At 61.4% G+C, this 22372-nt stretch carries 26 protein-coding genes; 3 read left to right on the top strand and 23 right to left on the bottom strand.

Going from position 1 to position 22372, the window contains the following annotated elements:
• Positions 1 to 4: 4 nt before the first annotated feature.
• From BVG79_RS05480 to BVG79_RS05470, 3 genes are read right to left on the bottom strand one after another with little or no spacing between them, the layout of a single operon-like run.
• A complete protein-coding gene (locus BVG79_RS05480) occupies positions 5 to 2689 on the bottom strand; it encodes a hypothetical protein (RefSeq protein ID WP_085786002.1) in 2685 nt (894 codons plus the stop codon).
• Entirely contained in the window at positions 2689 to 3003 is a 315-nt protein-coding gene (locus BVG79_RS05475) for a hypothetical protein (RefSeq protein WP_085786001.1), read from the bottom strand. Before BVG79_RS05475 ends, BVG79_RS05480 begins: the two co-directional genes overlap by 1 nt.
• Positions 3003 to 4373, bottom strand: a complete 1371-nt coding sequence (locus BVG79_RS05470; RefSeq protein ID WP_085786000.1) for a phage tail protein — start codon at positions 4371 to 4373, stop codon at positions 3003 to 3005. The genes BVG79_RS05475 and BVG79_RS05470 overlap by 1 nt, the downstream gene beginning before the upstream one ends.
• 134 nt (positions 4374 to 4507) lie before the next feature.
• On the opposite strand from BVG79_RS05470, the gene BVG79_RS05465 reads away from it, so the two are divergent.
• Positions 4508 to 4876: a type II toxin-antitoxin system RelE/ParE family toxin gene (locus BVG79_RS05465; RefSeq protein ID WP_269466767.1), complete on the top strand. Its 369-nt coding sequence runs from the start codon at positions 4508 to 4510 to the stop codon at positions 4874 to 4876.
• Between the two features lie 11 nt (positions 4877 to 4887).
• Complete coding sequence (locus tag BVG79_RS05460; protein WP_085785999.1) at positions 4888 to 5193, top strand: HigA family addiction module antitoxin; 306 nt, start codon at positions 4888 to 4890, stop codon at positions 5191 to 5193.
• 68 nt (positions 5194 to 5261) lie between these two features.
• On the opposite strand, the gene BVG79_RS05455 is transcribed toward BVG79_RS05460, so the two are convergent.
• The 3 genes from BVG79_RS05455 to BVG79_RS05445 all read right to left on the bottom strand — a co-directional run bounded on the left by BVG79_RS05455 (position 5262) and on the right by BVG79_RS05445 (position 6750).
• A complete protein-coding gene (locus tag BVG79_RS05455; RefSeq protein WP_085785998.1) occupies positions 5262 to 5600 on the bottom strand; it encodes a hypothetical protein in 339 nt (112 codons plus the stop codon).
• Positions 5601 to 5802: 202 nt separating this feature from the next.
• A complete protein-coding gene (locus tag BVG79_RS05450; protein WP_085785997.1) occupies positions 5803 to 6525 on the bottom strand; it encodes a phage regulatory protein/antirepressor Ant in 723 nt (240 codons plus the stop codon).
• A gap of 72 nt (positions 6526 to 6597) precedes the next feature.
• Positions 6598 to 6750: an Arc family DNA-binding protein gene (locus BVG79_RS05445; RefSeq protein ID WP_198167893.1), complete on the bottom strand. Its 153-nt coding sequence runs from the start codon at positions 6748 to 6750 to the stop codon at positions 6598 to 6600.
• 107 nt (positions 6751 to 6857) lie between these two features.
• On the opposite strand from BVG79_RS05445, the gene BVG79_RS05440 reads away from it, so the two are divergent.
• Positions 6858 to 7190 (top strand): Arc family DNA-binding protein, encoded by a 333-nt coding sequence (locus tag BVG79_RS05440; RefSeq protein WP_085785995.1) that lies wholly within the window; start codon positions 6858 to 6860, stop codon positions 7188 to 7190.
• A gap of 214 nt (positions 7191 to 7404) precedes the next feature.
• Here BVG79_RS05440 and BVG79_RS05435 read toward each other — a convergent pair whose 3' ends face one another.
• The 17 genes from BVG79_RS05435 to BVG79_RS05360 form a co-directional block, all read right to left on the bottom strand.
• Positions 7405 to 9432 carry a hypothetical protein gene (locus BVG79_RS05435; RefSeq protein ID WP_085785994.1) on the bottom strand — a complete coding sequence of 676 codons (2028 nt, stop codon included), beginning with the start codon at positions 9430 to 9432 and terminating at the stop codon, positions 7405 to 7407.
• The gene (locus BVG79_RS05430; protein ID WP_085785993.1) at positions 9429 to 10847 is read right to left on the bottom strand and encodes a hypothetical protein; all 1419 of its coding nucleotides are present in this window, start codon (positions 10845 to 10847) and stop codon (positions 9429 to 9431) included. The genes BVG79_RS05435 and BVG79_RS05430 overlap by 4 nt, the downstream gene beginning before the upstream one ends.
• Positions 10844 to 11410: a hypothetical protein gene (locus BVG79_RS05425; RefSeq protein ID WP_085785992.1), complete on the bottom strand. Its 567-nt coding sequence runs from the start codon at positions 11408 to 11410 to the stop codon at positions 10844 to 10846. The genes BVG79_RS05430 and BVG79_RS05425 overlap by 4 nt, the downstream gene beginning before the upstream one ends.
• 1 nt (position 11411) lies before the next feature.
• Positions 11412 to 12569, bottom strand: a complete 1158-nt coding sequence (locus tag BVG79_RS05420; RefSeq protein ID WP_085785991.1) for a hypothetical protein — start codon at positions 12567 to 12569, stop codon at positions 11412 to 11414.
• A 1-nt stretch (position 12570) separates the two neighbouring features.
• Positions 12571 to 12969 carry a hypothetical protein gene (locus BVG79_RS05415; RefSeq protein WP_085785990.1) on the bottom strand — a complete coding sequence of 133 codons (399 nt, stop codon included), beginning with the start codon at positions 12967 to 12969 and terminating at the stop codon, positions 12571 to 12573.
• Complete coding sequence (locus BVG79_RS13480; protein ID WP_157115632.1) at positions 12966 to 13103, bottom strand: hypothetical protein; 138 nt, start codon at positions 13101 to 13103, stop codon at positions 12966 to 12968. The genes BVG79_RS05415 and BVG79_RS13480 overlap by 4 nt, the downstream gene beginning before the upstream one ends.
• The gene (locus tag BVG79_RS05410; RefSeq protein WP_085785989.1) at positions 13100 to 14452 is read right to left on the bottom strand and encodes a hypothetical protein; all 1353 of its coding nucleotides are present in this window, start codon (positions 14450 to 14452) and stop codon (positions 13100 to 13102) included. Before BVG79_RS05410 ends, BVG79_RS13480 begins: the two co-directional genes overlap by 4 nt.
• Entirely contained in the window at positions 14439 to 14783 is a 345-nt protein-coding gene (locus BVG79_RS05405; protein ID WP_085785988.1) for a hypothetical protein, read from the bottom strand. Before BVG79_RS05405 ends, BVG79_RS05410 begins: the two co-directional genes overlap by 14 nt.
• Positions 14784 to 14834: 51 nt before the next feature.
• Positions 14835 to 15899, bottom strand: coding sequence for a phage capsid family protein (locus tag BVG79_RS05400; RefSeq protein WP_085785987.1), 1065 nt, complete (start codon positions 15897 to 15899; stop codon positions 14835 to 14837).
• A gap of 23 nt (positions 15900 to 15922) precedes the next feature.
• On the bottom strand, positions 15923 to 16627 hold the full coding sequence (locus tag BVG79_RS05395; RefSeq protein ID WP_085785986.1) for a hypothetical protein: 705 nt from the start codon (positions 16625 to 16627) through the stop codon (positions 15923 to 15925).
• A gap of 92 nt (positions 16628 to 16719) precedes the next feature.
• A complete protein-coding gene (locus tag BVG79_RS05390; protein ID WP_085785985.1) occupies positions 16720 to 18570 on the bottom strand; it encodes a portal protein in 1851 nt (616 codons plus the stop codon).
• Positions 18570 to 19838, bottom strand: coding sequence for a PBSX family phage terminase large subunit (locus tag BVG79_RS05385; RefSeq protein WP_085785984.1), 1269 nt, complete (start codon positions 19836 to 19838; stop codon positions 18570 to 18572). The genes BVG79_RS05390 and BVG79_RS05385 overlap by 1 nt, the downstream gene beginning before the upstream one ends.
• A complete protein-coding gene (locus BVG79_RS05380; RefSeq protein ID WP_085785983.1) occupies positions 19819 to 20256 on the bottom strand; it encodes a terminase small subunit-like protein in 438 nt (145 codons plus the stop codon). Before BVG79_RS05380 ends, BVG79_RS05385 begins: the two co-directional genes overlap by 20 nt.
• A 188-nt stretch (positions 20257 to 20444) precedes the next feature.
• Positions 20445 to 20972, bottom strand: coding sequence for a hypothetical protein (locus BVG79_RS05375; RefSeq protein ID WP_085785982.1), 528 nt, complete (start codon positions 20970 to 20972; stop codon positions 20445 to 20447).
• On the bottom strand, positions 20972 to 21427 hold the full coding sequence (locus BVG79_RS05370; RefSeq protein ID WP_085785981.1) for a hypothetical protein: 456 nt from the start codon (positions 21425 to 21427) through the stop codon (positions 20972 to 20974). Before BVG79_RS05370 ends, BVG79_RS05375 begins: the two co-directional genes overlap by 1 nt.
• Positions 21424 to 22065, bottom strand: a complete 642-nt coding sequence (locus tag BVG79_RS05365) for a hypothetical protein (protein ID WP_085785980.1) — start codon at positions 22063 to 22065, stop codon at positions 21424 to 21426. Before BVG79_RS05365 ends, BVG79_RS05370 begins: the two co-directional genes overlap by 4 nt.
• Positions 22062 to 22334 carry a hypothetical protein gene (locus BVG79_RS05360; protein WP_157115631.1) on the bottom strand — a complete coding sequence of 91 codons (273 nt, stop codon included), beginning with the start codon at positions 22332 to 22334 and terminating at the stop codon, positions 22062 to 22064. The genes BVG79_RS05365 and BVG79_RS05360 overlap by 4 nt, the downstream gene beginning before the upstream one ends.
• Between the last annotated feature and the right edge of the window lie 38 nt (positions 22335 to 22372).

The following is a 22372-nucleotide window of genomic DNA, read 5'->3' as shown; positions in this document are numbered from 1 at the left end:
CCTCTTACAGGGGCAAACGGAAGGACGGGGCCCAGCGGTAAAGCTGCACCCCAGCAAGAACTTTAGACGGCTTGGACAGCGACGTGCGCAGCAGGCCGCGATGCGCGTTCCACAGGTTATCCGGCACGGCACGCACGTCCTGCTTTTGGAAGGCGTAATGGATGGCGGTAGGCGTCCCGTCACATGTCAGCACGACCTGGTGGCCGCGCAGCACTGTGCCGGTGATGTTGGCTCCTACCGCCGTAAAGCCGAGGTTACCGTCGATCCCTACGCCACCGTAGCGGTTGGCGTCGTGCGCGACGAGGTATTCGTCAGGGCGCAAGTCGAACTGCAGCGTCACCACATTGCCCGCCACACTCGCGGTCGGGCGCAGGATCTGCCACTGACGGCCCGCCTCGATCTCGGCAATCGCCCACGCCTTCACCTCTTGGAACTGCAGCGTCCAATAGGCGTCGGGATGCACGTTGTTGTCGGCGATCTGGTAGGCATATTCCGGCGTCGCCAGTACACCCCCACCCGCCGCGCAGAAAAGTTCAATCTCGTCAACACAGTGCCACGTCATGTTGACGTGCGACGTGTTGGCATTACCACCGGGCTGCGACAGGATCATCAGCGTGCCGCCCTCGATCCCCGTATCTTGCAGCATCGCCAGATAGTTGCGGCGATAGTCCCACAGTTGGTCGATGTATGACCCCGCCGGATACTGCGCGGCGGATGTGCCATGCACCCAATCGTGCCATGGGACGGTCAGCGATTTCCCTGCCTCGGCTGCCACGCGCGCGGCCTCGCCATACCAGAACACCATGTTGTCCCAGATCGTAGTGATACCCGTGCCGGTCTCGGGATAGGGGTCGATGTTCTCGATCGCCACCCCGCTGATGCCGTGGGCCGTGGTCAACACCGGCACCTGATCGACGCCAAGGTCGGCGCGGTGCAGGTTGACCAGCGCCGCCAGCGGCCACGCGGCCCCTAGCGTCCCGTCGGTCGTGGCCTGCGCGACACCTGACGCCCGCGTGGTCTTCACATAATCCCGCGCCCGCGCCCCTACGGTCGAGTTGATCGCGACAGGGCTGGGGTCGGTTTCCTGCTGGGCGGTCAGGCCCGCAAGCTGCAAGGCATAGCCCGGCAGCGATGCGTTCGTTGCGTCCACGCTGGCCTTATTCCAGAGGTCGGAATATGGGCCGAACACCGACAGCGATTGCCCCTGCACGCTGATGATCTGCCACGCAGTCTTTGACAGCGCATCCCCCGGCTGTGGCTCAGGTGGCGGATCATCAATCCCCAACGCCGCACGGCCCCGATCCCAGAACGCTTGCGCCATAATCATGTCGAGGCCGTCTGGTCGCGAGGCGATTACGACATTACCGTCACTATCCCAAGCAAGGCCGGATAGTCGAAAGCCGGTCGATACATCGAAGTCGGTATCGATCGGCCCAGACAGATCGAGGCGGCGACCGATGTTATCGATAGTATCGTCCGACAAGACAATGCGTGCGCCCGTCTGATCCCATCCGACCAACGCGTTTTCGTTCACGTCGAACAGAACCCACGCGACATCATCGAACCGTTCAGCATCACGCGGGCCGGTAGTTTCGGCCGCCAGCGCCTCAACATCTGCCTTGTCTGCTTTCGCATCCAGATCAACTTCGGGCAAATCTATACGGCGTGTGATGTCCGCTACCGTCTCGTCCGACAGGATGATCCGCGCGCCGGTCTGGTCCCATCCCGCTAGCGCGTTGCTATTCCGGTCAAACAGGATCCACGTCACACCCTGCCCGCTATCTGCATCACGGGGCCCGACAGTTTTGGCCGCCAGATCATCGACCACCGCCTTGTCCGCCTTCCCCGCAAGAAGCGCCTCTGCGTTTTCAGCGCTTTCGGAAGCCGCAAAAGCACTCGCAGCGGCTAAATCCCTGCTATCTTCCGCTAATCTCGCCGCCGCCAATGCGTTGGTTGCATTAGATGCCGCATCCGACGCCGCCACTTCGGCTGCGCTTGCTTGGCTCGCCGCTGATGTCGCTGAAACTGCCGCCGATGCTGCGCTGGTTTGAGCAGTGCCCGCCTTTATTGCGGCTTCCTCCGCGCTTTCGGCAGCGCTGGCCGCGCTATTGGCTGCCATCGTTGCACGATCTGCTGCGCTGGACTGGCTGGCTTGTGCCTGCAAAGCATATGCGGCCGCATCTCCCGCAAATCCTGCCGCAGTCGCCGCGTTAGCTTCGGATTGTTCCTTAGCTGCATTCGCGATCGAAGCTGCGTTTTCGGCATCAACAGTTAGGCTTTGCGTTGATGCGAGATAGCCACCTGTCGCAGCGCGATCCGCCGCTGTGGCGGCAACTGCATCATCTAATGCGCCAAGATCAATTCGCTCCGCACTTTCTTCGGCTGCGGTCGCTGCAGCAATGGCAGCAGTAGCGCTATTTTCGGAGGATGTAGCAGCGGTGGTCGCCCGTGCGGCATTCCGCATCGCATTATCCGCGTGCTCAGATGCGACTTGTTCGCTGGCTCGTGTAGCCCCCTCTGAAGCAAGTGCCGAAGCGCGCGACAATTCAGCAGCCAGCGCAGCAGCTTCCGCATCACGTGCCGCCTGTGGAGCGGCTTCGATCACCGGCAGAGCGTCGATAACCTCCAAAACAGCGACACTGGTTGCTCCGCTGTCGCGCTCGACAATAACTTCATACCGCTTCGCCATTATACGGCCTCCGCAACGAAAACTGTGCCTTGCCAGACCTCATTGAAGTCCGGTGACGGCGCGTTAAGATTGATTTGATAGGTGCCGTGGCCGAGGTCATCGACCTGCTCGGCGGTCAAGTTCAGCATGATGCGGCCCGAAGGCAGGATCGACAGCGGCAGTGGTTCGATGGCTTGGCCGCACGCAAAGCTGACCTGCCCCGTCCAGCCCGCCATGTTGACCGATTGACCCGTTGCCTTGTCGCGGAACAGCCATGTCTGGGTGAATGGCTGCCCTTGGATCATTCGCAGAGGGGGAAGGTTTACGATTTCCATCAGCGCACCCGAATGATGAAGTTGATGCCGATGAACGGGTGCATGTTGTTGTGCGCCTCGCCGCCGCCTCGGGCGTCAGTGTCGCCTTCAACAAGGTGCTGGTGGTCGCCAACCTCATCCGTCCACATTTCACCGACCCCCTCGGACCATCGCCCCCGGAATGTCGAACCACCGTTAATTATCTCGACGTTAGGGATGCGGTGCCTGTGGCGGCCCGCCCAAGACGTCAGGCGAGAAAACCAGTGGTTGTGGCGCGGCATTTGTGCCTCGGTTAGCGCGACAGTTTCGGTGCCGTCCATCTGGCCGAGCCACCGCTGTGACACGCCGTAGACGCCCCCCGCGCCCGCCCCTACAGGCGACCGGCCTGAAAAATTCGGCAAATTGAAGGTGGTAGTACCATTTCCGGCGCCATATGTGGTACCAATGACTGCGAACAGAGCGGAGTCATTTGTGCGGGAAAAAACCTGCCCACGGCAGAACGCCCAACCATCAGGTGCGGTTGTCCCAGCAAACATAAAAATTGCACCGATGGGGGCGGTTCCAAATGTAAGCTGGTTGACCTGCCACGCATCCATCAGCCCCTTGGCCTCGCGCGTGGCGATTGGTAGCGACAGCGCCGCGCCGCGCAGGGCCAGCGGCGACACGGCCTTCGGCACCGCGTTCAGGCCAGCGTTCCACGTTGCCTGATTGTGCGTGCTGGCGTCCAAAAAGCGGAACCATGGCTGCCAGCCGCCAAGGCTCTGGTCCAGCACTCGGCTGTATGGTACGGCCTCCGTTCCCGCTTGCAGGGTCTGCAAGACATAGGCGGCCGAGCGCCGCTCGACGCGGACAATGCCGGACCAAGCTTTGGTCACGCCCTCGGGGAATGACCCCAAGGTGGTACCGTCGAAACGATAGACGCCGGACGGTGTATTGATCGCGTCAATATCAACGATCAGCCCCGCGTTGCCCGTCACACCCCAGCCCACGTCGTTCAGCGGCTCCACGTTGGACGCCTGCACCATCTCGATAGCCTGCTGCACGTTCAGCGCTGGGATCGACCCCGTGGGGTTGAACGAGATCGCGGACGCCTGCGCATCACCGGCGGGCGTCATCATCACCGGATCGACGGGGTAACCCGCGACCATAGCGCCATCCGCGTCTCGCACCACCACGCGCACGGGCGTTCCACCCTCGGCATAGGCGGCCGGAAACACACCGTCGCCATCCGCGATGACCGGCTGCGGGTGCGGAACCGTGGCCCCGATGTCGGCATAGACTGTGCGGGGCTGATCCGTGCCGCTGTCATAAAAGAACGCCTGCGCGCCAGACACCGGCACGCCGTCCAGATCCAGCGCACGAATGACGTTGAAGTTGATGAGGTTGCTCATGGGGCCTCTCGGAAAATGAAAAAGCCACCCGTGGGGGTGGCTTACGAAGCGATTTTGTTGACTGTCCGGCTGGACTTCGGCGAAATCTCGGCTCAATCGCGATTAAATTTCAGCTGTTCTTCGGCATATTTCGAATGTCGATTTGGGAAAATTCAGTTTTATTTCACTTTGGTTTGCACGTTTTACTTGCAGGAAACATATTCAATGATATGTATCACGACATGATACAGGGATTTAGGGATCGCTTGACGAAAGAGGTTGCCGACGGTGGCCGCCCACGTCGTTTCCCTCAGGACCTGTTAAAGACCGCACATCGAAAGCTGACCATGCTCGATGCTGCCCACGTTTTGGATGACTTGCGATCACCTCCAGGCAACCGACTGGAGGCACTAGCAGGAGATAGAGCTGGCCAGCACTCGATACGGATCAACGATCAGTGGCGGATATGTTTTGTCTGGACTGATGCAGGCCCAGACAATGTTGAGATTGTGGATTACCACTGAAAGGAGCGAAAATGAGCATGCTTGTAACACCGTCGCACCCGGGTGAAATCCTTCGCGAAGAGTATCTTATCCCCTACCACCTAAGCGCAGGAGTGGTTGCCAAGGAAATCAAAGTCCCACGCACGCGCATTGAGCGGTTGGTGAAGGAGCAGACTGCTGTCACGGTCGACACCGCGCTTCGCCTCGCTGCGCTATTCGAGACGACACCAGAATTCTGGCTGAATATGCAGCTGAATTACGACTTGGCAGCAGGCCGTCGGGAACTGGATGTCGCGGAAATACCCGCAGCGCGCCTGCATTTGCTCGCGGCTGAATGACCATCCAAGGCGACTACCTCGTATTTCCCGCCGCGCCCCGCTAGGGACGCGGCTTTTTCATATCTGCGTCAGCCGATCCAGCCGACCTTGAGCGACCAGTCCCCGGCGGCATTGGCTACAGGATAACCGCGCTCCGATATGGTGATGCGATTGGCCGATGCGGACACGTCCAGCGGCTGGTCAGGGTTGCTGCGGATGCTAATGCCGAGCGCATCCACCTGCCCGCTATATTCCTCGCGGATCAGGTCTAGCAGCGCTTGGGCATGCTGTTCGATAAGCTCCTTTCGGGTTGGTTCGGCTTTGACTGCCGCAGCGGGTGCCAGTGCCAGAAATGGCAGCGCGGCAAGAATACCTCTGCGTGAGACTTCATTTGCCGCACAAGCGACATTAGTATGGGGTTTAGCCATTGGTCAGGTTCTCTCTGATTGGTGGTTAGGCCCTTGGTTGGTGGTCTAGACCGTCCAAGGGCCGATATCGTCCAACCCCCAATGGGGGATGAGCGAGAAATATCGACACCCCCCAATGGGGCACGTGCTACCTAAACTTTGACAACATCCGACGAAATACGTCGGATATGGAAACCAAGGCGACGTATTTCGTCGGGTTGGCTCAAAGTCTGATCAGAATTTCGGATGGTACCTTGTCGCGAAGATGTAGCAGGCCTTTTGGTGTCACGAACGTCTCAGGTCGAGCTGTCTCATCGATGATTTTGCTCCGCACCTCGAAGTAACCCCGCTGGACAAACTGTGTTCGCGCAACCAAGGCGTTTCCGCGATAGAACAGATAGTCTTGCTTGAGCCAGCGAACGAACAGATTTGGACGGGCGCTTAGGGCGCGACCCGCATTTTGCAGCCCGTAGAGACCGTCGGCGTTCATGAGGTCGTCGTAGGCTTCAACTTTGGGCTTCATCGCTTCGATTTGGATCGATTGAGCGCTCATAGTGGCGTTGGCTTCAATCAGCGCCGCCGCCATCAACTGCGGACCGCTCAACACCGCCGTCCGCTTCAGCTGTTCTGCCATCGCGTTGAACGCGGCGAGGAACTTAATCTTCCAATCCATCGCCTTCTTACCAGTGAAGCCCATTACCAGCATCGAATACCCATCACGGGTCATTTCATGCATCTGGTAGGTCTGGCCGTTCTGGGCATCGACATAGGGGGTCTGCTCAAAATTGAGCAGACCCCAATCTGGGTTCGCGTCGATCAGTGCGCGGATATCGCGCATCACATTGCGATGCTCCTTCTCGAACTTCTCCGCGATGATACGGCTGTTCGTTTTCAGGCTGGAATTAACAAGCCCGTTGAAATCGTCTTGGTTTACGATCATATTCATGGCCGAAGCCCTTTCGTAGTGGTTGGGTTCTTCGAAGGCGTTGGGATGGCCGTCCCGGCGCCTTCATTCGTTTCATGCCTTTGCATGCTCATCTGCCATCGCCTTCATCAGAATTTGGTTGATCACATAGTTCTGCGAACGATCTTCGCGCCCGGCCTTCATCTTGATCCAGTCCTGCAAATCCTTAGGCATCCGAAGCCCGAACGGGGTGCGCTGCAACGTCACTTCGCCAATCCTTCCATGTAGCATTACCGTAACCTTACATTACAGTGATGCGATTGCGCGTCAACAAAAAAAAATTACAGTAATGCGATCAACCAAAGGAGAATCGCATGGCAACCGTAGGCAGAGGCGCAGAGCAATATACTGTCCGGTTCCCTGATGGACTGCGCGACCGGATCAAGGCTGCCGCCGAGGCTAACAATCGCAGCATGAATGCCGAGATCGTGGCGACGCTGGAGGAAAAGTATCCCGCTCCCAAGATGGACTGGGCTTCATTCGATAGGTTTCTTGATCTCTTCGAAAGCGCCTTAAATGCTTATCAAGATACGGATGACCCGATCAAGCGCGATAGGATCGCGAGGCAAATCAACGAGTTGTCGAAGGAATTAAAGGTTAAGAAATCTCACTATTTCCCGCCAACTAATCCTCCTGCCACTGAATGAAAGCCTTGCTGCGGCTGGCCGTGACAATGCACGCAGCCGAACCCGAAATAGATCACGATCGACATGCCTCTACTGGGTGACCACATGACGTTTTCACAAGCTGTACTCGCTGGGCTCATGGCCAACGGTATTTTTCTTGGCTTCATCTACGCCATGCTGTTCATGAAGCGCCCAGGGCATAGAGGCTATGCGATCTATGCCCTAGTTTTCGCATCTATTGCCCTATTGGTAGTATGCCTAACAGCCAGTTCGTCGCCGCTTGTGGAGCGTATCCTAGGCTAAGCGCATTGACGGCGTTTAGTGGGCCTACTCCTGCAAGCGCGTTCACGGGCGGATTTGTCAGCATCGACTGGTTGGCGAGGTTCAGCACGTTTTGCGGGCTGCCCCGTGTGAAGGCATCAACGATATCCAGCCTCTGATCCGCGCGGAAACGCCCCAGTGCCTCTGGGCTTGCGCCTGTTAGGTTTTGCCACAACCCGCGCGCCGTCGGCAGCACCTGACCTTGACGTATCGGCCCCGGCTGGGTCATTTCGTTGAGCCGGTCTTGCGTGGCTTGGTTCATTGCGGTGGCAGAGTTACCGCTGACGCCGCGCCGCGTCCCAATCGCCGCACCTGTCCTTTCCAACTGCTCCAGCAGCGACGGCCATTCGTCGCCCAGAATGGCGCTCATCTTTTCCTGATTGTTGCGGCTCATAAACTGGCCCCAGACGCGCGAAATCTCCTGCGCATCGTCGTCAAGATTGCTCGGGGTTTGACGCACGCGGCCAAGGATATGGTCGATCTGGCTGCGAAGTCCGGTCTGTGCTGCCTCAATCTCGGGCCGCGTGGCGTTCTGCATCCAAGCCGTCACGTCATGGCGCGTCACGCCGTCCCGCAGCAGTTCCGATCCATAGCGAATGGCGTTGCTCTCGCCGATGGCATCCGCCGCCGTATTGATGGCCGTCCGATAGGCTGGCACGGCCTCAGTCAGGCTGTTGCGGATATCGCGGGATAGGCCCTGATACGCCGCCCCCATGCGGGTCTGCCCGCCCAAGGCACCTGCCCCGTCGCCGCTCTCCGCCATCTGGTCGAGGGCCTGCTTGATGAAGTCCCACTGGCGAACATCCGGCGGGCGCGAGAATGCGACCGCCCCATCTTCCCCGATCTGCGCCATGATTTGCCGCGATTGCTCGCCGCGCAGGCGCATCAGCTCGTTGGCATAGCTGACGGCACGCGCAGGCAGGCGAGATTGCAGCCCCAGCAGGCGCGAGCCAGCCTCGGCGCTATAGTCGATGGGCTGCGCATAGGCGGCGTCATAGGCTTGCCTGCGGGCGTCGGCGGTTCGGGTGGCCACATCGCCGCGCGCCTGTCGAACGCCCGTCGCGGTGCCCATGGTGCGATCCAGTGCGGCGGTGAGGTCTTGGGCCTCGGCGGCGGCACGCTCGTTCAGCCTGCCAAAGGCAAGCGATGCCGCGGGCCCCGGTGCGTTGACATGCGATCGCACATCTCCTGCAATGCTAGGCAAATCTGCCAGCATAGCGCGCGGTCCGCCACGCTGGATTGCATCCGCAATGACTTCGGGGTTTTCAGCTGCAAGCGTCTGCTGAACGTATCGCCCCGCAATTGGGTCAATGCCCAACTCATTGGCGAATTGGTTGCCGATAGCACGATTGCGCGCGCCCTCTTGGTAGGCGCGAACGCCGCGCTGGATGCCCGCGCCGACATAGGGTGCGGCACCACCGAGGATGCCACCGACACCCGTCCCGACACCAAATCCGACAGCGCGTTCAGCCCCGCTCTCGCCTTCCATAAACCCATGAGTTGCCCCACCGGCGGCCCCCATCGCCGCGCCACGGATCGCCATCTGGCCCACTCCATTTGCCCCCCTCACAGCCGCACCGGCCATGCCCAGCCCGGGCACCAGCGCACCCGCAATGTCCGCGCTGATCTGGCCTGCTGTGCCGAGGCTCTCCTCGTTCGCGCGGAAGCGGTCACGTTCGTTCTCGTAATCGCGGCCCAGCAACACCGCGTTGGCGGCGGCGTTACTTTCGTCACCGACGAGGCCGAACGTGGCGCTTTCAATCGCGCGATTGACCCACTTGCCGATGTTCTCTCCGGGGGTGTCCACGCCGTCGTCAAAGCCGATCACGTTGTCGGCCAGTTCCGTCCAAAAGCCACGGCTTTCACGCGGCGTTCCCTCTGCCTCGGCGCGGCGGCGGCGGGCACGGGCCAGAGCAAGGGCGCGTTGCTGTTCAGGTGTCATTGCCACAAAGCCCTTTCTTCGGGGGTCAGGTATTCCCATTCACTGGGATCGATGCCCTGCGGGGCAGCAAGCGTTTGGTTTCGACGCTGTGACGGCGTGTTTCCTGTGCCGCCACGCCCCGGGCGGTACCCGCCTTGCTCGGCCTCCGGCTGCGGCGCAGATTGCAAAGCAGTAGCGGGCTGCAACGAGGGCGCTGCCGGTGGCGCCGTTCCCGCCACATCCAGTTGTTGCCGAAGGTTTGCGAGTGGGTTTTCCAGCTGCGATTGCAGTGTTGCCGCTTGGGCTGGTGTGATCTGCCGGTTTGCGACCCGTTGGGCAATATCCCCCATCTGCATGTCGTAACCGTTCAGCCCGCGCAGGGTCGCGATGATGTAGGCGTTGCCCTCGGGGGTGTTCACAAGGCGCGGTAGTGACTGTTTGAACAATTCCAGATCGGCGTCCGACATTGGGCCTGAACCCGGCTGGCGCTGTTCAGGCACCATGGCGTTGATCAACGCTTGGGCCGCCTGCAAGGGTGCGAGACCTTCGGTCTGGATGCCGAAGTTACCAGCTAGCATCTGGGCTTGAGCCATGAACCCGCCCGGCGCGCCTTGCAGCATCTGCTCCAGCGCATCGACCCGCGCGAGGTTGCGTTGCGCTTGGACGCCCGTCGTGATCTGACCCGCAAACTGATCGCCAATGGCCTTATCGAGCGTCTCGTATAGCTTGCCCTGATCAATTTCACCGCCGTTGTTCACGGTCACATTCGTGCCGCCTCCGCCGACTGCCGACACCTTACCGTCGCGACCAAGGTTATATGCCCCAGCGGGGTCAAGCCCCATCGCGGCAGCCTGATCGCCTGTGACTAGGCTGTATTCTGGCTGCGCAGGGAACAAATCCCCTAGAATGGTAGTAAACTCGTTTTGGCGGTAGATTTCGCGCGGAATATCATCCCATGCGATTGCATCGCGGGCAAATCCGTTCGTTTCCAGAAAATCCGGCAGCGCATCCCGCTGCCCTGTCATGTATAGATATGCAGCCTGCTTCAACATGTCTTCGGTCTGCGCGCGCATGGATTGGGCTTCGTCAGCAGCCAACCCTCGTGCATATTCCTCGGCAGCACGGCGTTCTTGCGCGTCAAGGCGGTGCATCTGTTGACGGGTGCTGTCCATGCTCAAACGCGTCTGATCCATACCCAAACTGCCGATTTGCAGGTTCTGCATGGCCTGAGGATCGAAACCAGCCAGCGCATTGACCGCGGTTTGCTCGCCCCCCAGTGCGCCCGCGCCGTACTCGGCCAACGCGTTGCGGTAAGCGCCCTGATGCTGCATGTCCGCTATCTGGCCGCCCAGCGTCACCCCGCCCGCTAGTGCATTGGTCAGGTTCGGCTGTTCGCCGCCAAGGATCATGCGGTGGTCGATGTTCAGTGCGTTCATGTGCGCCTCACGAATTGGCTTAGGTCAAGCTGGAAGGCTTGCGGATCGAGGTAGTTTGGCTGCCAGCGCGGCGGCAGGGCTAGTGCGTTCTGCTGCGGCTCTTGCGGCGCTGGGGTCGTCGCTAGCGCGTTCACAGTGGCCGCTGGGGCCTCCTGTGTGCCCTGCCCGCCAAATCGGCCGGCATAGTCGCTCAGCGCCGTGCCGTAGGCGTCAGATGGGTTGTAGGCCCCGCCGCTCTCGACATAGCGCCGCGCGCCGCCCACCCCGCCCAGATGCGCCATGCCGCGCAATGCGTCCCTGTCCATGGTCTGGCCGCCCACCACCGCCCCAACCAGCGGCGCAAGCTGCCGATCGATATCCGCGATGTGCCACGCGTAGGCCGCCTCTTGCAGATCGGGCGAACCAAGGAACTGTTCGCGCGTGAACTGCTGGCCCGTGGCACGCTGGAAGTCGGTCAGCCGGTCGTCGCCGAACTGATACCGCCCCATATAGCCCAGCGTGTTGGTGACGCCGTAATCGCCACCGCTTTCGGCCATGGCCAGCGCATTGCGGAAGTCGGCCATATCAGAACCTCCAGAACGGGGTGCTTGTCGTCGTGGTTGTTGCTGAGGTTCCGCTGGCGGGCTTTTGCGCCAGCTTGTTCTGTCCGGCCAGTTGTCCGTTGATGATACCGATCCCGCCGGTGATACCCTCTAGTGCATTCTGCCACGAGTTATTGGCCCCGATGATGCCCGCCGAGTTGGCATTGGCCGCGCCGGTGATGCCCGCCGCCCCAGCCTGCGCAGCTGTATTCAAGCCATTGGCCAGCGCATTGGCCGAATTCACGCCCGCTTGCCCCATCGCATCAGCCTGCCCCAGCAGAACGTTCGACCCGATATTGCCGATATCCAGCGCGTTCTGTGCGCCGAGGTTGCCGACATTTTCCGCATATCCGGCATTGATGTTACCGGTTTGCGTCGCCGCATTGGCGTTTGCCTGCCCTAGATAGTCGTAAACCGCATTGTTGCTGGTGCCAAAGCCAGCCAGCGCATTTGCCATCTGCCCCGACGCGCCGTAGCCGACGTTTGACTGACCAGTCAGCCGATCAAGAAAGTTGCCGTAATCCTGCTGCGCCATGCCGACGGTGTTGTCCGACAGCGCCTGCATGGTCGCTCCGGAAAAAAGCCCGCCGCGCGCCGATGCGCTGCCCTCGATGGCGCGGTTTGCGCTGTCCAAGGCGAACTGAAAGCCCGGTGTCGCGCTGTAGCCGCTATACCCGTCGGGCGCAGCACCAAGGCCCAGCTCATAATTCAACGCATTCAGCGCGTTCGTGCCGCTCTGGATGTAGGGGTTATAAAGCGCGCTCTGTCCGTCATAAACCGCTTGGTTCTGATCCAACATCTGCTGGCCAGCGGTCTGGTAAGCTGCCTGCGCGCCATTCACGCCCGCCAGCGCCGCATCCCGCGCGCCGCTCGCGCCGGTCAGTTGCTGTTGCAGCGCGGCATTGCTTGCGTTGGTCAGCGTATTGCCCGACTGCCCCAGCGCGTCAGATGCAAGCTGCCCTGCGTTGGTGTAGGCGTTCTGTTGGGCCGTCGCCCCCTCACGCGCTGCGCTTTCCAAACGGTCCGCCGCTTGCGTGGCCGCCTGTGCCTGCACCTTCGCGGCCTTTTTCGCGCTTCTGCCGCCCATCAGGCCGGAAATAAGCGAGCCGCCCAACAGGGCCGTGCCGGTTCCAATCGCCATGTCAGACCACCTTCGAATAAGAGATTTCACAGGGCGCGTAGCCCTTGGCTTTCAGCAGCCGATCAGCGCGCGGCAGAGAGGCAAGTGAGGTCATCCGCACTTCCGATGCGCCCGCGCCCTTGGCCCACGCCTCAAAGTCCCGCAGCAGCGCCAGCCCGTCGCCATCGGCGTGCCAGAACATTTCCACGGCCATGATGTGGGACGGGTCACACCAATGCGGCGCAAGCATCCCGCCAATGCAGCCGCGATCGGTCAGAAACACCGCGCCCTGAATGACGCAGGCGGTCAGGAAAGCGCCGGTCGCCTCGGGATCAAACCGTGACGCCAGCCCAGATGCCGCGTGAAACCGGCCCATGCGCTGGATCAGCGTGGGCAAGTCGTCCAATGTGGCGCGGGTCATGGTGTCAGCGCCGCGACCTGCGCCTTTAGCGCCTCGATCTCACGCACCAGCTGCTGAATGATGATGACCAGATCCACGGACGGCAGATCGCCGCCTTGCGTGACCGGTGTCGTGGGCTGCAACGGCTTCATCATCCCACCACCACCCTTGCCTCTGCCGAAAACGAAACGTCCTCGGGGTTCGTCCATCTGATGCGCGCCGTCAGCGAACGGGCCTGCCCCAGATTGCGCCAGATCAGGCGCTTGCCATAGTTGCCCTGCCCACCCATCGGGCGCGGCTTGTCACGTGTCCACGTCATCCCGCCGTCGCGCGACAGCGAAAGCTGCACATCGGCGCTGCTGATGCCTTGGCGCGGAAAAAACTCCAGCTCACGCGTCAAAAAGCGCTGCCCGTCCATCGTCAGCGTGGACGATGTGGCCTCGCGAAACAGCGGCGTCACCCCGTCGCGGTTCGACCGGACAAGTTCCACGATCTGCCCGCCATTCTGGCCGACATACCATTTCCGGCCCAGCTTGACCGACCGCCGCGCCGACCATGGCCGCTGATCCGCGCCCTCGGCCCGCTCATGCCACAGACCCGTTGTCAGATCGTAGACCCACGCCACCTCGTCGCGGAACACCAGCGCCACGAATGTGTGGCCCTCGTCCTCATAGGCCAGCACTGACAGCGCCTCGCACTGGGCGATGGCTGTCTCGACAGGCCGCGTTGACACCGCATTGGCCGTGCCGCCCGTGAACAGGTAAAGCCGCCCGTCAGACCCCACAAAGGCCGCCTGCCCGCTGCCCGATGACGGCAGCTTGGCTATCAGGTCATAACCTGCCAGCCCAACATCGCGAACGCCGCCTGTGACGCGTGCAAACGCCTGTGCGCCCGCGCCGCCGGTATTATACCACAGCTCGTGCGATGCGGCCTTGAACACCACGAACAGACTGCCAAGCGTCACGCCGCGCACGATCAGATCGTCGCGGCCCTCGGCAGTGGCAAAATACAGCCCGTTCAGCGTTTCTGGCGCGGCTTGTGCCGTCCACTGGATGCGCCGACCGCCCGCCTCGGTCATCATGGTGTAGTAATCGACAAACTCGACGCTCGAAACGTCCTCGAACGCGCCGCCGCTCGGCGTGGTCAGCGTCGATCCGTCCCACAGGAAATACTCGCCACCCGCAGCAATCGTGATGGCCCCGTTATTCGATGAAATGCTGGTCTGGTCGCTGTCTGGAATATCCGCAAGCCGCACAACCGACCCTGCGGCATCCACCGTCCACAGCGCCCCGCCGCAGACGACGTAGATCAGCCCGCCCACCTCGGCCATGGCCCGCACAAACACACCGGCCATTGCCGCATGGGGTTTGCTGCCCAGCACGCTTTTGAAGGCCCACTTGCCGCCCGTCGTTTCCTCAAGGTAGCAATTGACCAGCCGCGAGGTGTTGGCCGCGATATTGTCGCGGTCACGACCCGAGTTGCCGACAAACTCAACGACAGCCATAGTCGCGCACCTCGCTGCAATCCTGCGCCCTGTCGTCGGTCACATACAGCGCCCGCACCCGCAGCCACGCCCGCGACCGGCTCGGCCCCGCGCGGTCGTAGTCCGGCGCGATTTCGGCCGCCAGCAGTTGGGCGACGGCCACAAAAGCCTCGTCCGGCACGCCTGCGCGCGGGTCAAACGTCGCCCCGGGCATAGCCGCGTTGATCTCGGCCCACAGGCTATCCAGCACCATGCCCGCCTGCTGCTCCATCTCGGCAGTGGCGGGTTCGTCCTGCGCCAGCACGCCGATGGAACGCAACGCCCGCTCGATGATCTGCTTTTTGGTTTTCATGCGTCACCTCTGGCCTTGGTGATGGGGCGGCGAACCGCCCCACTGGAAAGGTCAGGCTGCAACAAAGCCCGAGACGATGCCCCACTGCTTGCCGTTCTCGCCGTACAGGATCTTTTCGACCCCGCGCATTTCCATGAAGCCGACGCCGCGCTTGAACTCGTAATCAGTTTCCGAACGCAGCGTAGTCTTGGTGCGCATGGCCCACGCCACACCCAGAGCCTGTGCGCCGCACAAGTAGGTCGGCGTCAGCGTGACGGGCGTGCTGGCAGTATTTGCAAAGGTGCCCAGCTCGGGAATTTCACGCACAACCACGCCGTCCCAGTAAAGCGAGGTCGTGCCGGTAAACAGCGGGTTTTCCTTCCCGCGCTTCTCGGCATCGGTCAGCACGCTTTCCATGTCCTTTTTCAAGGCGCGGAAGGCGCGCGAGCCGACGAACAGAACAAAGGTTTCCTCGTCCTCGCCGTAGGTGTACGGGCGCAGGCCGTCGCCGTTTACCGATTTTGCGGTCTGGGCAATGGCCTTCATCTCGGACACCACGTCACGGGTCAGGGTCATGGCCGCAGTGACATTGTTCAGCGCGGTGGCGTGCGTCGCGCTGTAATTGGCGGTCGAATTGCCAAACAGCACACGGTCGGCGTTGGTCACGGCCCACGCATTGCGTTGCGCTGCGGTTGCCGAGCCATAGGCCACGCCATTGACCGATGCCATCGCGCCAAGGATCGAGTTGCGCAGGTAGCGCATTTGCAGGTCCTTGAGGGCAACCTTGGCCTCGTTGCGGATCGCAATGGGCGAGGCCTGTTCTTCCTCGACGTTCACCACAACGGCATCGCGCACGACGCCAACCTCGATGCGGTGGCCGTCGTTCGGCAACGCCTTTTCGTTGCCAACCAGCGTGGTCGATCCGGTGTTCGGGCCAGTGGTTGCATCCAGCGCACCGACCAGCGGAATGGTGATCGCATCACCCTTCTTTTTGGTCAGGTCCTCTTTCACCTGAATGATGCTGTTTTGGTCGGTCCCCATGTATTTGCGGAACCGGTTGGCGCGCACGTATTCGCGGTGGGCCTTGTCATCCCACTGCTTGACGCGCAGCGCCGTCGATACGGTCGTATCAGTCATGTTTCACCTGCATGATTGCCGGATCACGGCTTCAAAATGTCATCCAAAGGCATCGGCCCCGTCCATTCGGGGGCTGCGCGTGATCCAAGATTGGGTTGTGTCGCAAGGCTCGGGCCGCGCGACGGCTTGACGCTCTCCTTCGCCATTTCGGCAAGGATTTCCTGCTTGATCTGTTCCCGAAGCTTCGAGGCGTAACCTTCGGGGTTATCGCCAATTTCCGCCGCAACCTTCTGCTTCTTGTAAAACTCGACAGCAGCATGAAACGGCGATGGCTCACCCAGAAAGCGCTGGCTTTCCTGCGGATGCGCGTTGAAGTAGGCCATCGTTTCATCAACGATCTCCTTCCCAAACTCCCGCTCCGCGAAAAAACGCGATTGCTGCAGCTTGTTGTGAACCAACTCTCGCTGAACACCTTGCGCCAAGACCTGCCCGAAGTTCGGGTCGCTCGGGTCGATCCGCACAGGCTGCGCCGGAGGTTGCTGCGCTTGCGCCATTTGTGCCACTTGGGCTTTCACGGCATCAAACTCGGCCAAACGCGCTTTCAGCGTCTTGTTTTCATCGCGAACGCTGTGCAACGCGGCAAGCGGAACCGTCTTGCCTTCGGCCTCGGGGGCGTCGGGCTGCTCTGATGGCGCTTCGGCCTCAGGTGTTTCCGGTGTTTCGGGAACAGCGGTTTCCGCCTCATCAAAGGTGGCGGCAGGGAACAGGTCATCATCCTCGCCAGTCATGGCAAAGCTCCATTCTACGTTTTTGGGATACGAGCGCCCGTAACCTCGGCGGCAGGATCATCGCCCGTTGACCTCGGCGGCAGGTGGTGGGGTTAAACCCCGTAAACAGCGAGGCGTTGCGCCTCGATGCTCTTTGCAACCGCCTCGACAGTCAACTTCTGCGCGGCGGCTGCGTCTTTCGCGGTGCTGGCCTGCTTGGCCTGCGCCTCGATCTGTTGGCCTTGCTGCGCCATCTGGGCTTGTGCTTGCCCTTGTTGCGCGGCTTGGGCCTGCTGCTGTTGCTGGCGCTCTAGCAGCTTGTCCTTGACCTCGCGCCGCAGTCCGGGCGCAAGTTCGATCAGAACGTCCGGCGGGACGGCCCCCGGCATCGATGTGGCGATGTTCACAAGCTGCTCGAACGTCTCACCCTCAAGCGTCACCGCGTCCGGCGCTTCCTCGATCAGGATATCGACGTCCATTTCCTCGACGTTGTTGTCGATCGCTACAACCTGCTGCAACCGTGGATCGCCCGGGAACAGCCCGTTCTGGGCGACGAACGCCTGCGCCTGCTCTGGCGGGATCTGCCCCAACCTATCAGCAAGCGTCACGGGCTGGTTCAGGCCAACGAACCGCACGTTGCGCTCGTCATCCGTCACCCGCACCCATGTTTCTTCCGTCCAGAACTGCCGGATGCGCAGCCAGATCTGCCGGTAAACCTCCCGCGTGAAATGCGACAGGCGATCCGTCAGGGGCGCAATCTCGATCAAACCGCCCTGCTGGCGTGCAAGGATCGCACGACCCGATGCGCCACCAGCTTCGTCTTTCCCGGCAAGGCCGCTGTTGGCCCCCATCAGATCAAGCTCGGCCTTTGCCTCTTGCAGCAAGTTGAACTGGCCTGCGGTCTGATCCTGATTGGGCAGGATCTCGAACGCCTTCATGCCCAACTGGCCCGCTGCCTCGACTGCCTCGGCATCCACCTCGACGTGACCGTCAGGGTTGGCAAGCTCGGCCTTCATCGCCCGAACGCTGCCGACCGCGCCCTTGATGCCCGCTGTCTGGCGGGTGTTCAGGGTGTGCAGCAGCTTTGACCGGCGCTTGTTCACCTCGTCCTGCGGGTCGAACATATCGCGGATGACGCCGTGACGGTCGCCGCCCTCGCCAACATAGGCCGATGCCATGATCAGCGGGCACAGGCTGTCGCCGTCCTCGTCAACGTACTCGCTTTCGCCCTCGGCCACGATACCGGCGCGGACGAACTGCGCCCACTTCCACACGCCGCGCTCGATGTAGTGCATCAGCACCATGCGCACGCGTTTGCGCTTGGGATCGCTCCAGATCTGCCACGAGGGCTTATCCTCGAACTCGCCCGAACCGCCGAAATCAGCCGATAGCGATGCGTCGATCACGTCAGCGGCGTCGGGATATTCCTCTTTCAGCGCCTCGGCGTCCGACCAGATCACCGCGCCCTTGTATCGGGCGTCACTGAAATCAGCCTCGCGCGAATGCGGGTCCCAGAACAGGCGATCCGCAGCGTATCGGTTGATGACCACGCGCGGCTGCGTCATGGGCGGGCGAAAATCGTGGATGACCTCGACCCCGCCCCAGCCCTCGATCAGCATATCCCCCCAGACGCCCGACCGCTCGCCATCCCAATCCTGCTGGTCGCAAACGAACCGGATGGCGTCGGTTGCTGCCTGTGCGCCCTGCTGATGCTTCGGCGTGCGCGGGAAAGCTTTCGGGTCAGTGCGGGTCTGCATCTCCAGCCCCAGCAGCCAGTCGATCTTGCGCCGAATGCGGTTGATCGTGATGGCGGCCTGCTTCTTCTTCGCCAGTGCGGCTTTTTCAGCCTCGGTCCACTGCTTGCCGTCGTAATATTTACGGGCGCGCACACCCTCGGCACGCGCATCCATGCCCGATTGCTCGGCCTCCTCGAAGCGGCTGACCAGCACTGCCAATTCTGCCATCACGCCACCTTCCAGTCGTCAATATCGTCGTCATCGTCAATCGGCGCGTAGTCTCGGCGCTCGCGCTGTGCGTCCGGCTCCGGCTCGCGCAGCAGTTGCCCCTTGCGGTGCAGCTTCTCGACGGCATATCGCAGCGCGTCGATCAGGTGGTTATTCGCGTCTTCCGGCACCGGCAGGATTTCATTGGTGCGCTTGTCGATCTTGTAGGCATACGCGGTCAGCTCGCGCTGCATGTTCACGCAGGACGGATGCACGACGATTTCCAAGCCCTGCAAAAAGCTGATGCCGTCCTCGACCGATCCGCGTCCCTTCTTGCTGGGCTGCAGCTTGGGGAAGCCGTGCCTGTGCAGATAGTCTATCGTCTCCGGTCGTGCGCTATCGGCCCGCCCTGCCCAGATGTGCGCATCGGTCACGCGGCCCACGAAGGCAGGCAGCGCCTCGGTAGGAACCCCGACCTCATAGGCCTCGCTGTCGATGTAAAGCGTCCGGTCCCCGACCAGCGCGCAACGCAGCGCCGCCGCAGGGTCCTTGGCAAAACCGAAGTCAACGCCGACGTGCCAGACCTGACGTTCATGCGTCTCGATCTCGCCCACGCGCCAGTTGCGGAATATCCGCGCCTCGGACAGCGCCTGATAGCGCCCCTCCCAGACATGCAACCACTTGTCCGGATTGTTGATCCGGTCGTGCTCCAGATCGGCCCGCAGCACATCAGGAAACCACGGGTTATCCGACCAGTTGGCCTGTACCACGATGGCGTCGTCGCGCGCGCCACCGCGCAGCAGCCTATCGACCGGATCGGCCTCGCTAACGGGGTTCCAGCCGAACCACAGCTCCGACCCCGGCTTGCGGATAGTAGGCGTCAGCAGATCCAATGAGGCTTGACTGATCGTCTGAGCCTCCTCGACCCATGCAACATCGAAGCCTTCCAGCGACTTGATCTGCGCCGCCGTGTGGTTTTGCAGGCCCCGAAAGATTGCCAGCGAGCCGTTCTGCCCCCTGATTTCCTGATCCGTTATCGTGAAAAACTCGGACAGGCCCAAGGCCCCGATCTTATCCTCCAGCAGCTGCTTGACCGAGTCCTTGATGCTGTTCTGCACCTCGCGTACGCAGACGATGCGAAAGCCTTTTTGCGTGGCCATGCGGACGACGCCGAGACCTGCAAAGAAGTGCGACTTTCCTGATCCTCGCCCGCCGTATGCGCCCTTGTAGCGTGCTGGGGCTAGAAGCGGCTCAAAGACCTCAGGAACATCAAGTGTCGCCTCGCTCATCTGCCCTCACGATCCGCAGGGCGATGCCGCTCACTGCGATGGCCCCACCGTCAGGCCCGCTGTGCTCGACCGCCTGCTTCTCGCCGTAGACCTTGGGGGCCAGCTTTCCTGCGCGCCATTTTCGAGCGTCGATTTGAAGCTTGGCCAGCCCGACGCTTTCGCTATCGGCCCGATCAGCAATGTCGCGGATTTCATCGAACTCGCGGTGCGCCTGAACTTCGCGCGCGCGGGCGTATCTCTTCGCAAAATCGTCGTCTTCCGCCAGCTTCTTGTAGAAGGTCACCTCGCTTGGCGTGAAGTCGTCCCTATCAGGCCCGCAGATTGTCGCCACGCTCTCCCCACGCATGATGCGTGTCAGGATTTCGTCCTCTAAGTCAGGCGTCCAATGGAATGCTGGGGCGCCACGCTTCTTTTGCATGGTGACCTCCCGAAACAAAAAAGTGGCGCAGGGCAATCTGCCCGCACCACTTCGATAATGCCAATTTACATGAAAGTCGGATTATATCAAGGGATATTTGCGACCGCCGCCAAAGGCCAAACCGGCAAGTTAAAGCCAACGGCAGCGGTCGGACCGAACAAGTTTTCGCAATCTGTTCTGTCCCCTTCCTACCGCACAACCTCGCCCCGTGTCGAGGACAATGTGCGCTCCAGCGCCTGCGACAAGCCCAGCACCCCTGCCCGCACCGCCTCCTGCCCTCGGCCCTCAGGCGCGCGGCCGTTGATGACGCAACGGATGATGACGGACCGATCGTCGTCGGCAATGTGGCTAGTGATGGCGCGGTATCGGCTCAAGCGGTCGATCTGGATATCGACAGCGCAATCGGGCTTCGGGCTTCTGTCTACGCGAGGCCGCTCATAGTCTGCGCCCTGCGACCGCTGCGTGCCCTCGAACGCATCCCGCAGCTTCTTGGCCATGTCCCATGCCTCGCCCGACAGCCAGCCCCGTTTGTGCCAGACCTCCAGCATATCGACGCGGCGGGCGCGCTTGATCGTGCCGGTGCCGTCGATATCGGCCAACCGCTCCTTGACCAGCCCCTGCTGGTTTGCCGGTCCGGTTGCGCCAAAGTCCCAGTCCAGCGTTGCAGGATGCCGCATCTGCTTGCCCTTGATGCGCTTGGTCTTGCCCTTGGCCATTATTCGACCGCCTCCCAATCAATGCGGTAGCCTAGGTATTCCTCATGCGTCACCCCTAGCGCCCTGCCTCGTCGCATAGCCACTGCGATACCCCCCTTTGTTCCGCCGATAGCGGCGGCCGCCTCGGCAATAGTCAGATAATCATGCCCTCCGACAGAGATCCTGAAGCGCAGCTTCGGCGACATCCCTACCTCGTCCAACCTGCCGGATTGCTCGGCAGATTTCAGGGTCTTGTCCGACACGTGAAGAGCGCGCATCGCTGCTTTGCGTGATGGGTACACCACTCCACGGATGGTGACAGGGATGGCCACGTTCATCTCGGGGGCAGATGGGGCTTCGACCTCAATTCGTGGGGGCTTCACAACCTCATTCCGTGGCGAAAGGGGCATCGGGGCGGGTCTGCGCGCAGGCCGGACGGCCATATCCGCGTCGAAGATGCTGCGGGGCGCGTTCATGCGGCGAACCCGTCGCTGTAGGGCATGCTGGGCATATTGGGGCTGAACCCCTTGCGACCGGCGCGTGGAATGGCCCGCTGGGCCACAATGGTGTCGTATTCGGCCATGCAGCGCTCGTGCAGGGCCTTGCGCCCATCCTCCCAGACCTCTGCCGCTTCCTCGCCGTATGTCGCCTTGCGGGCGAAATACGCAGCGCTGCGATGCTTGCGCAGATCGCCTTCGGTCAGCAGGTTGCGCTTGATCATCTCGACCGCCTCGACGCCGTAGAGGACGCTTTCAGCTACCGGTTCGCCAGCCTTGATGCGGTCGGCCAGCTTGGCGTAATGGCCGTGCTCCTCGACATGCGGGTCTTTCAGGACAGGACGGGACAGAAACCCCTCCTTGCGCAGGGCCTCACACGCTTTGTTCACCTCTCCAATCAGGGGCCATGATCGCGTGGTCATACCAACCTCGATCTGGTCGATCAGCGTGGCCACCCATTCGACGTAGCCGACATTGGGTGCATGCTGGACAACGATGCGGGTAATGCGTCGGATTTCATCCCGTTGCGCATCGAGGTTCTCGGCCATGGTGCGCGGCGGCGAGTAACGTACCAAAAAGCGCGCAATCTGGTCGTTGATTTCGGTTTCACGGCTCATTGGGATCTATCCTTGATCAGGAATTCATCGAGAACGCTTTGAGTGATGGACTTCTGCGGCGCTGGCTGCGACTGGCGGTTTTCTGGGAAAACCCCCGTCCAGCCCTGCATGATCGTCCGCTCAATCTCGGCGTCGGGGTTTGGGTGATCACGTAGCTTCCGAACGATCAGCTCAGCGGCTTTTGCTGTGAGCTTGGCTCGCTTCGATCGGCGATGTTCTGCGAAGTCCTCTGCCATCTCAGGTGAAAGAAGCTCAGAGAGGATCAGCACGGCCTGCCTATCCCCCCGTTGGGGGTTTGGGGGATACT

Source organism: Ketogulonicigenium robustum (genome assembly GCF_002117445.1).
Lineage (GTDB): Bacteria > Pseudomonadota > Alphaproteobacteria > Rhodobacterales > Rhodobacteraceae > Ketogulonicigenium > Ketogulonicigenium robustum.
This window is presented reverse-complemented; position numbering and strand designations above follow the sequence as displayed.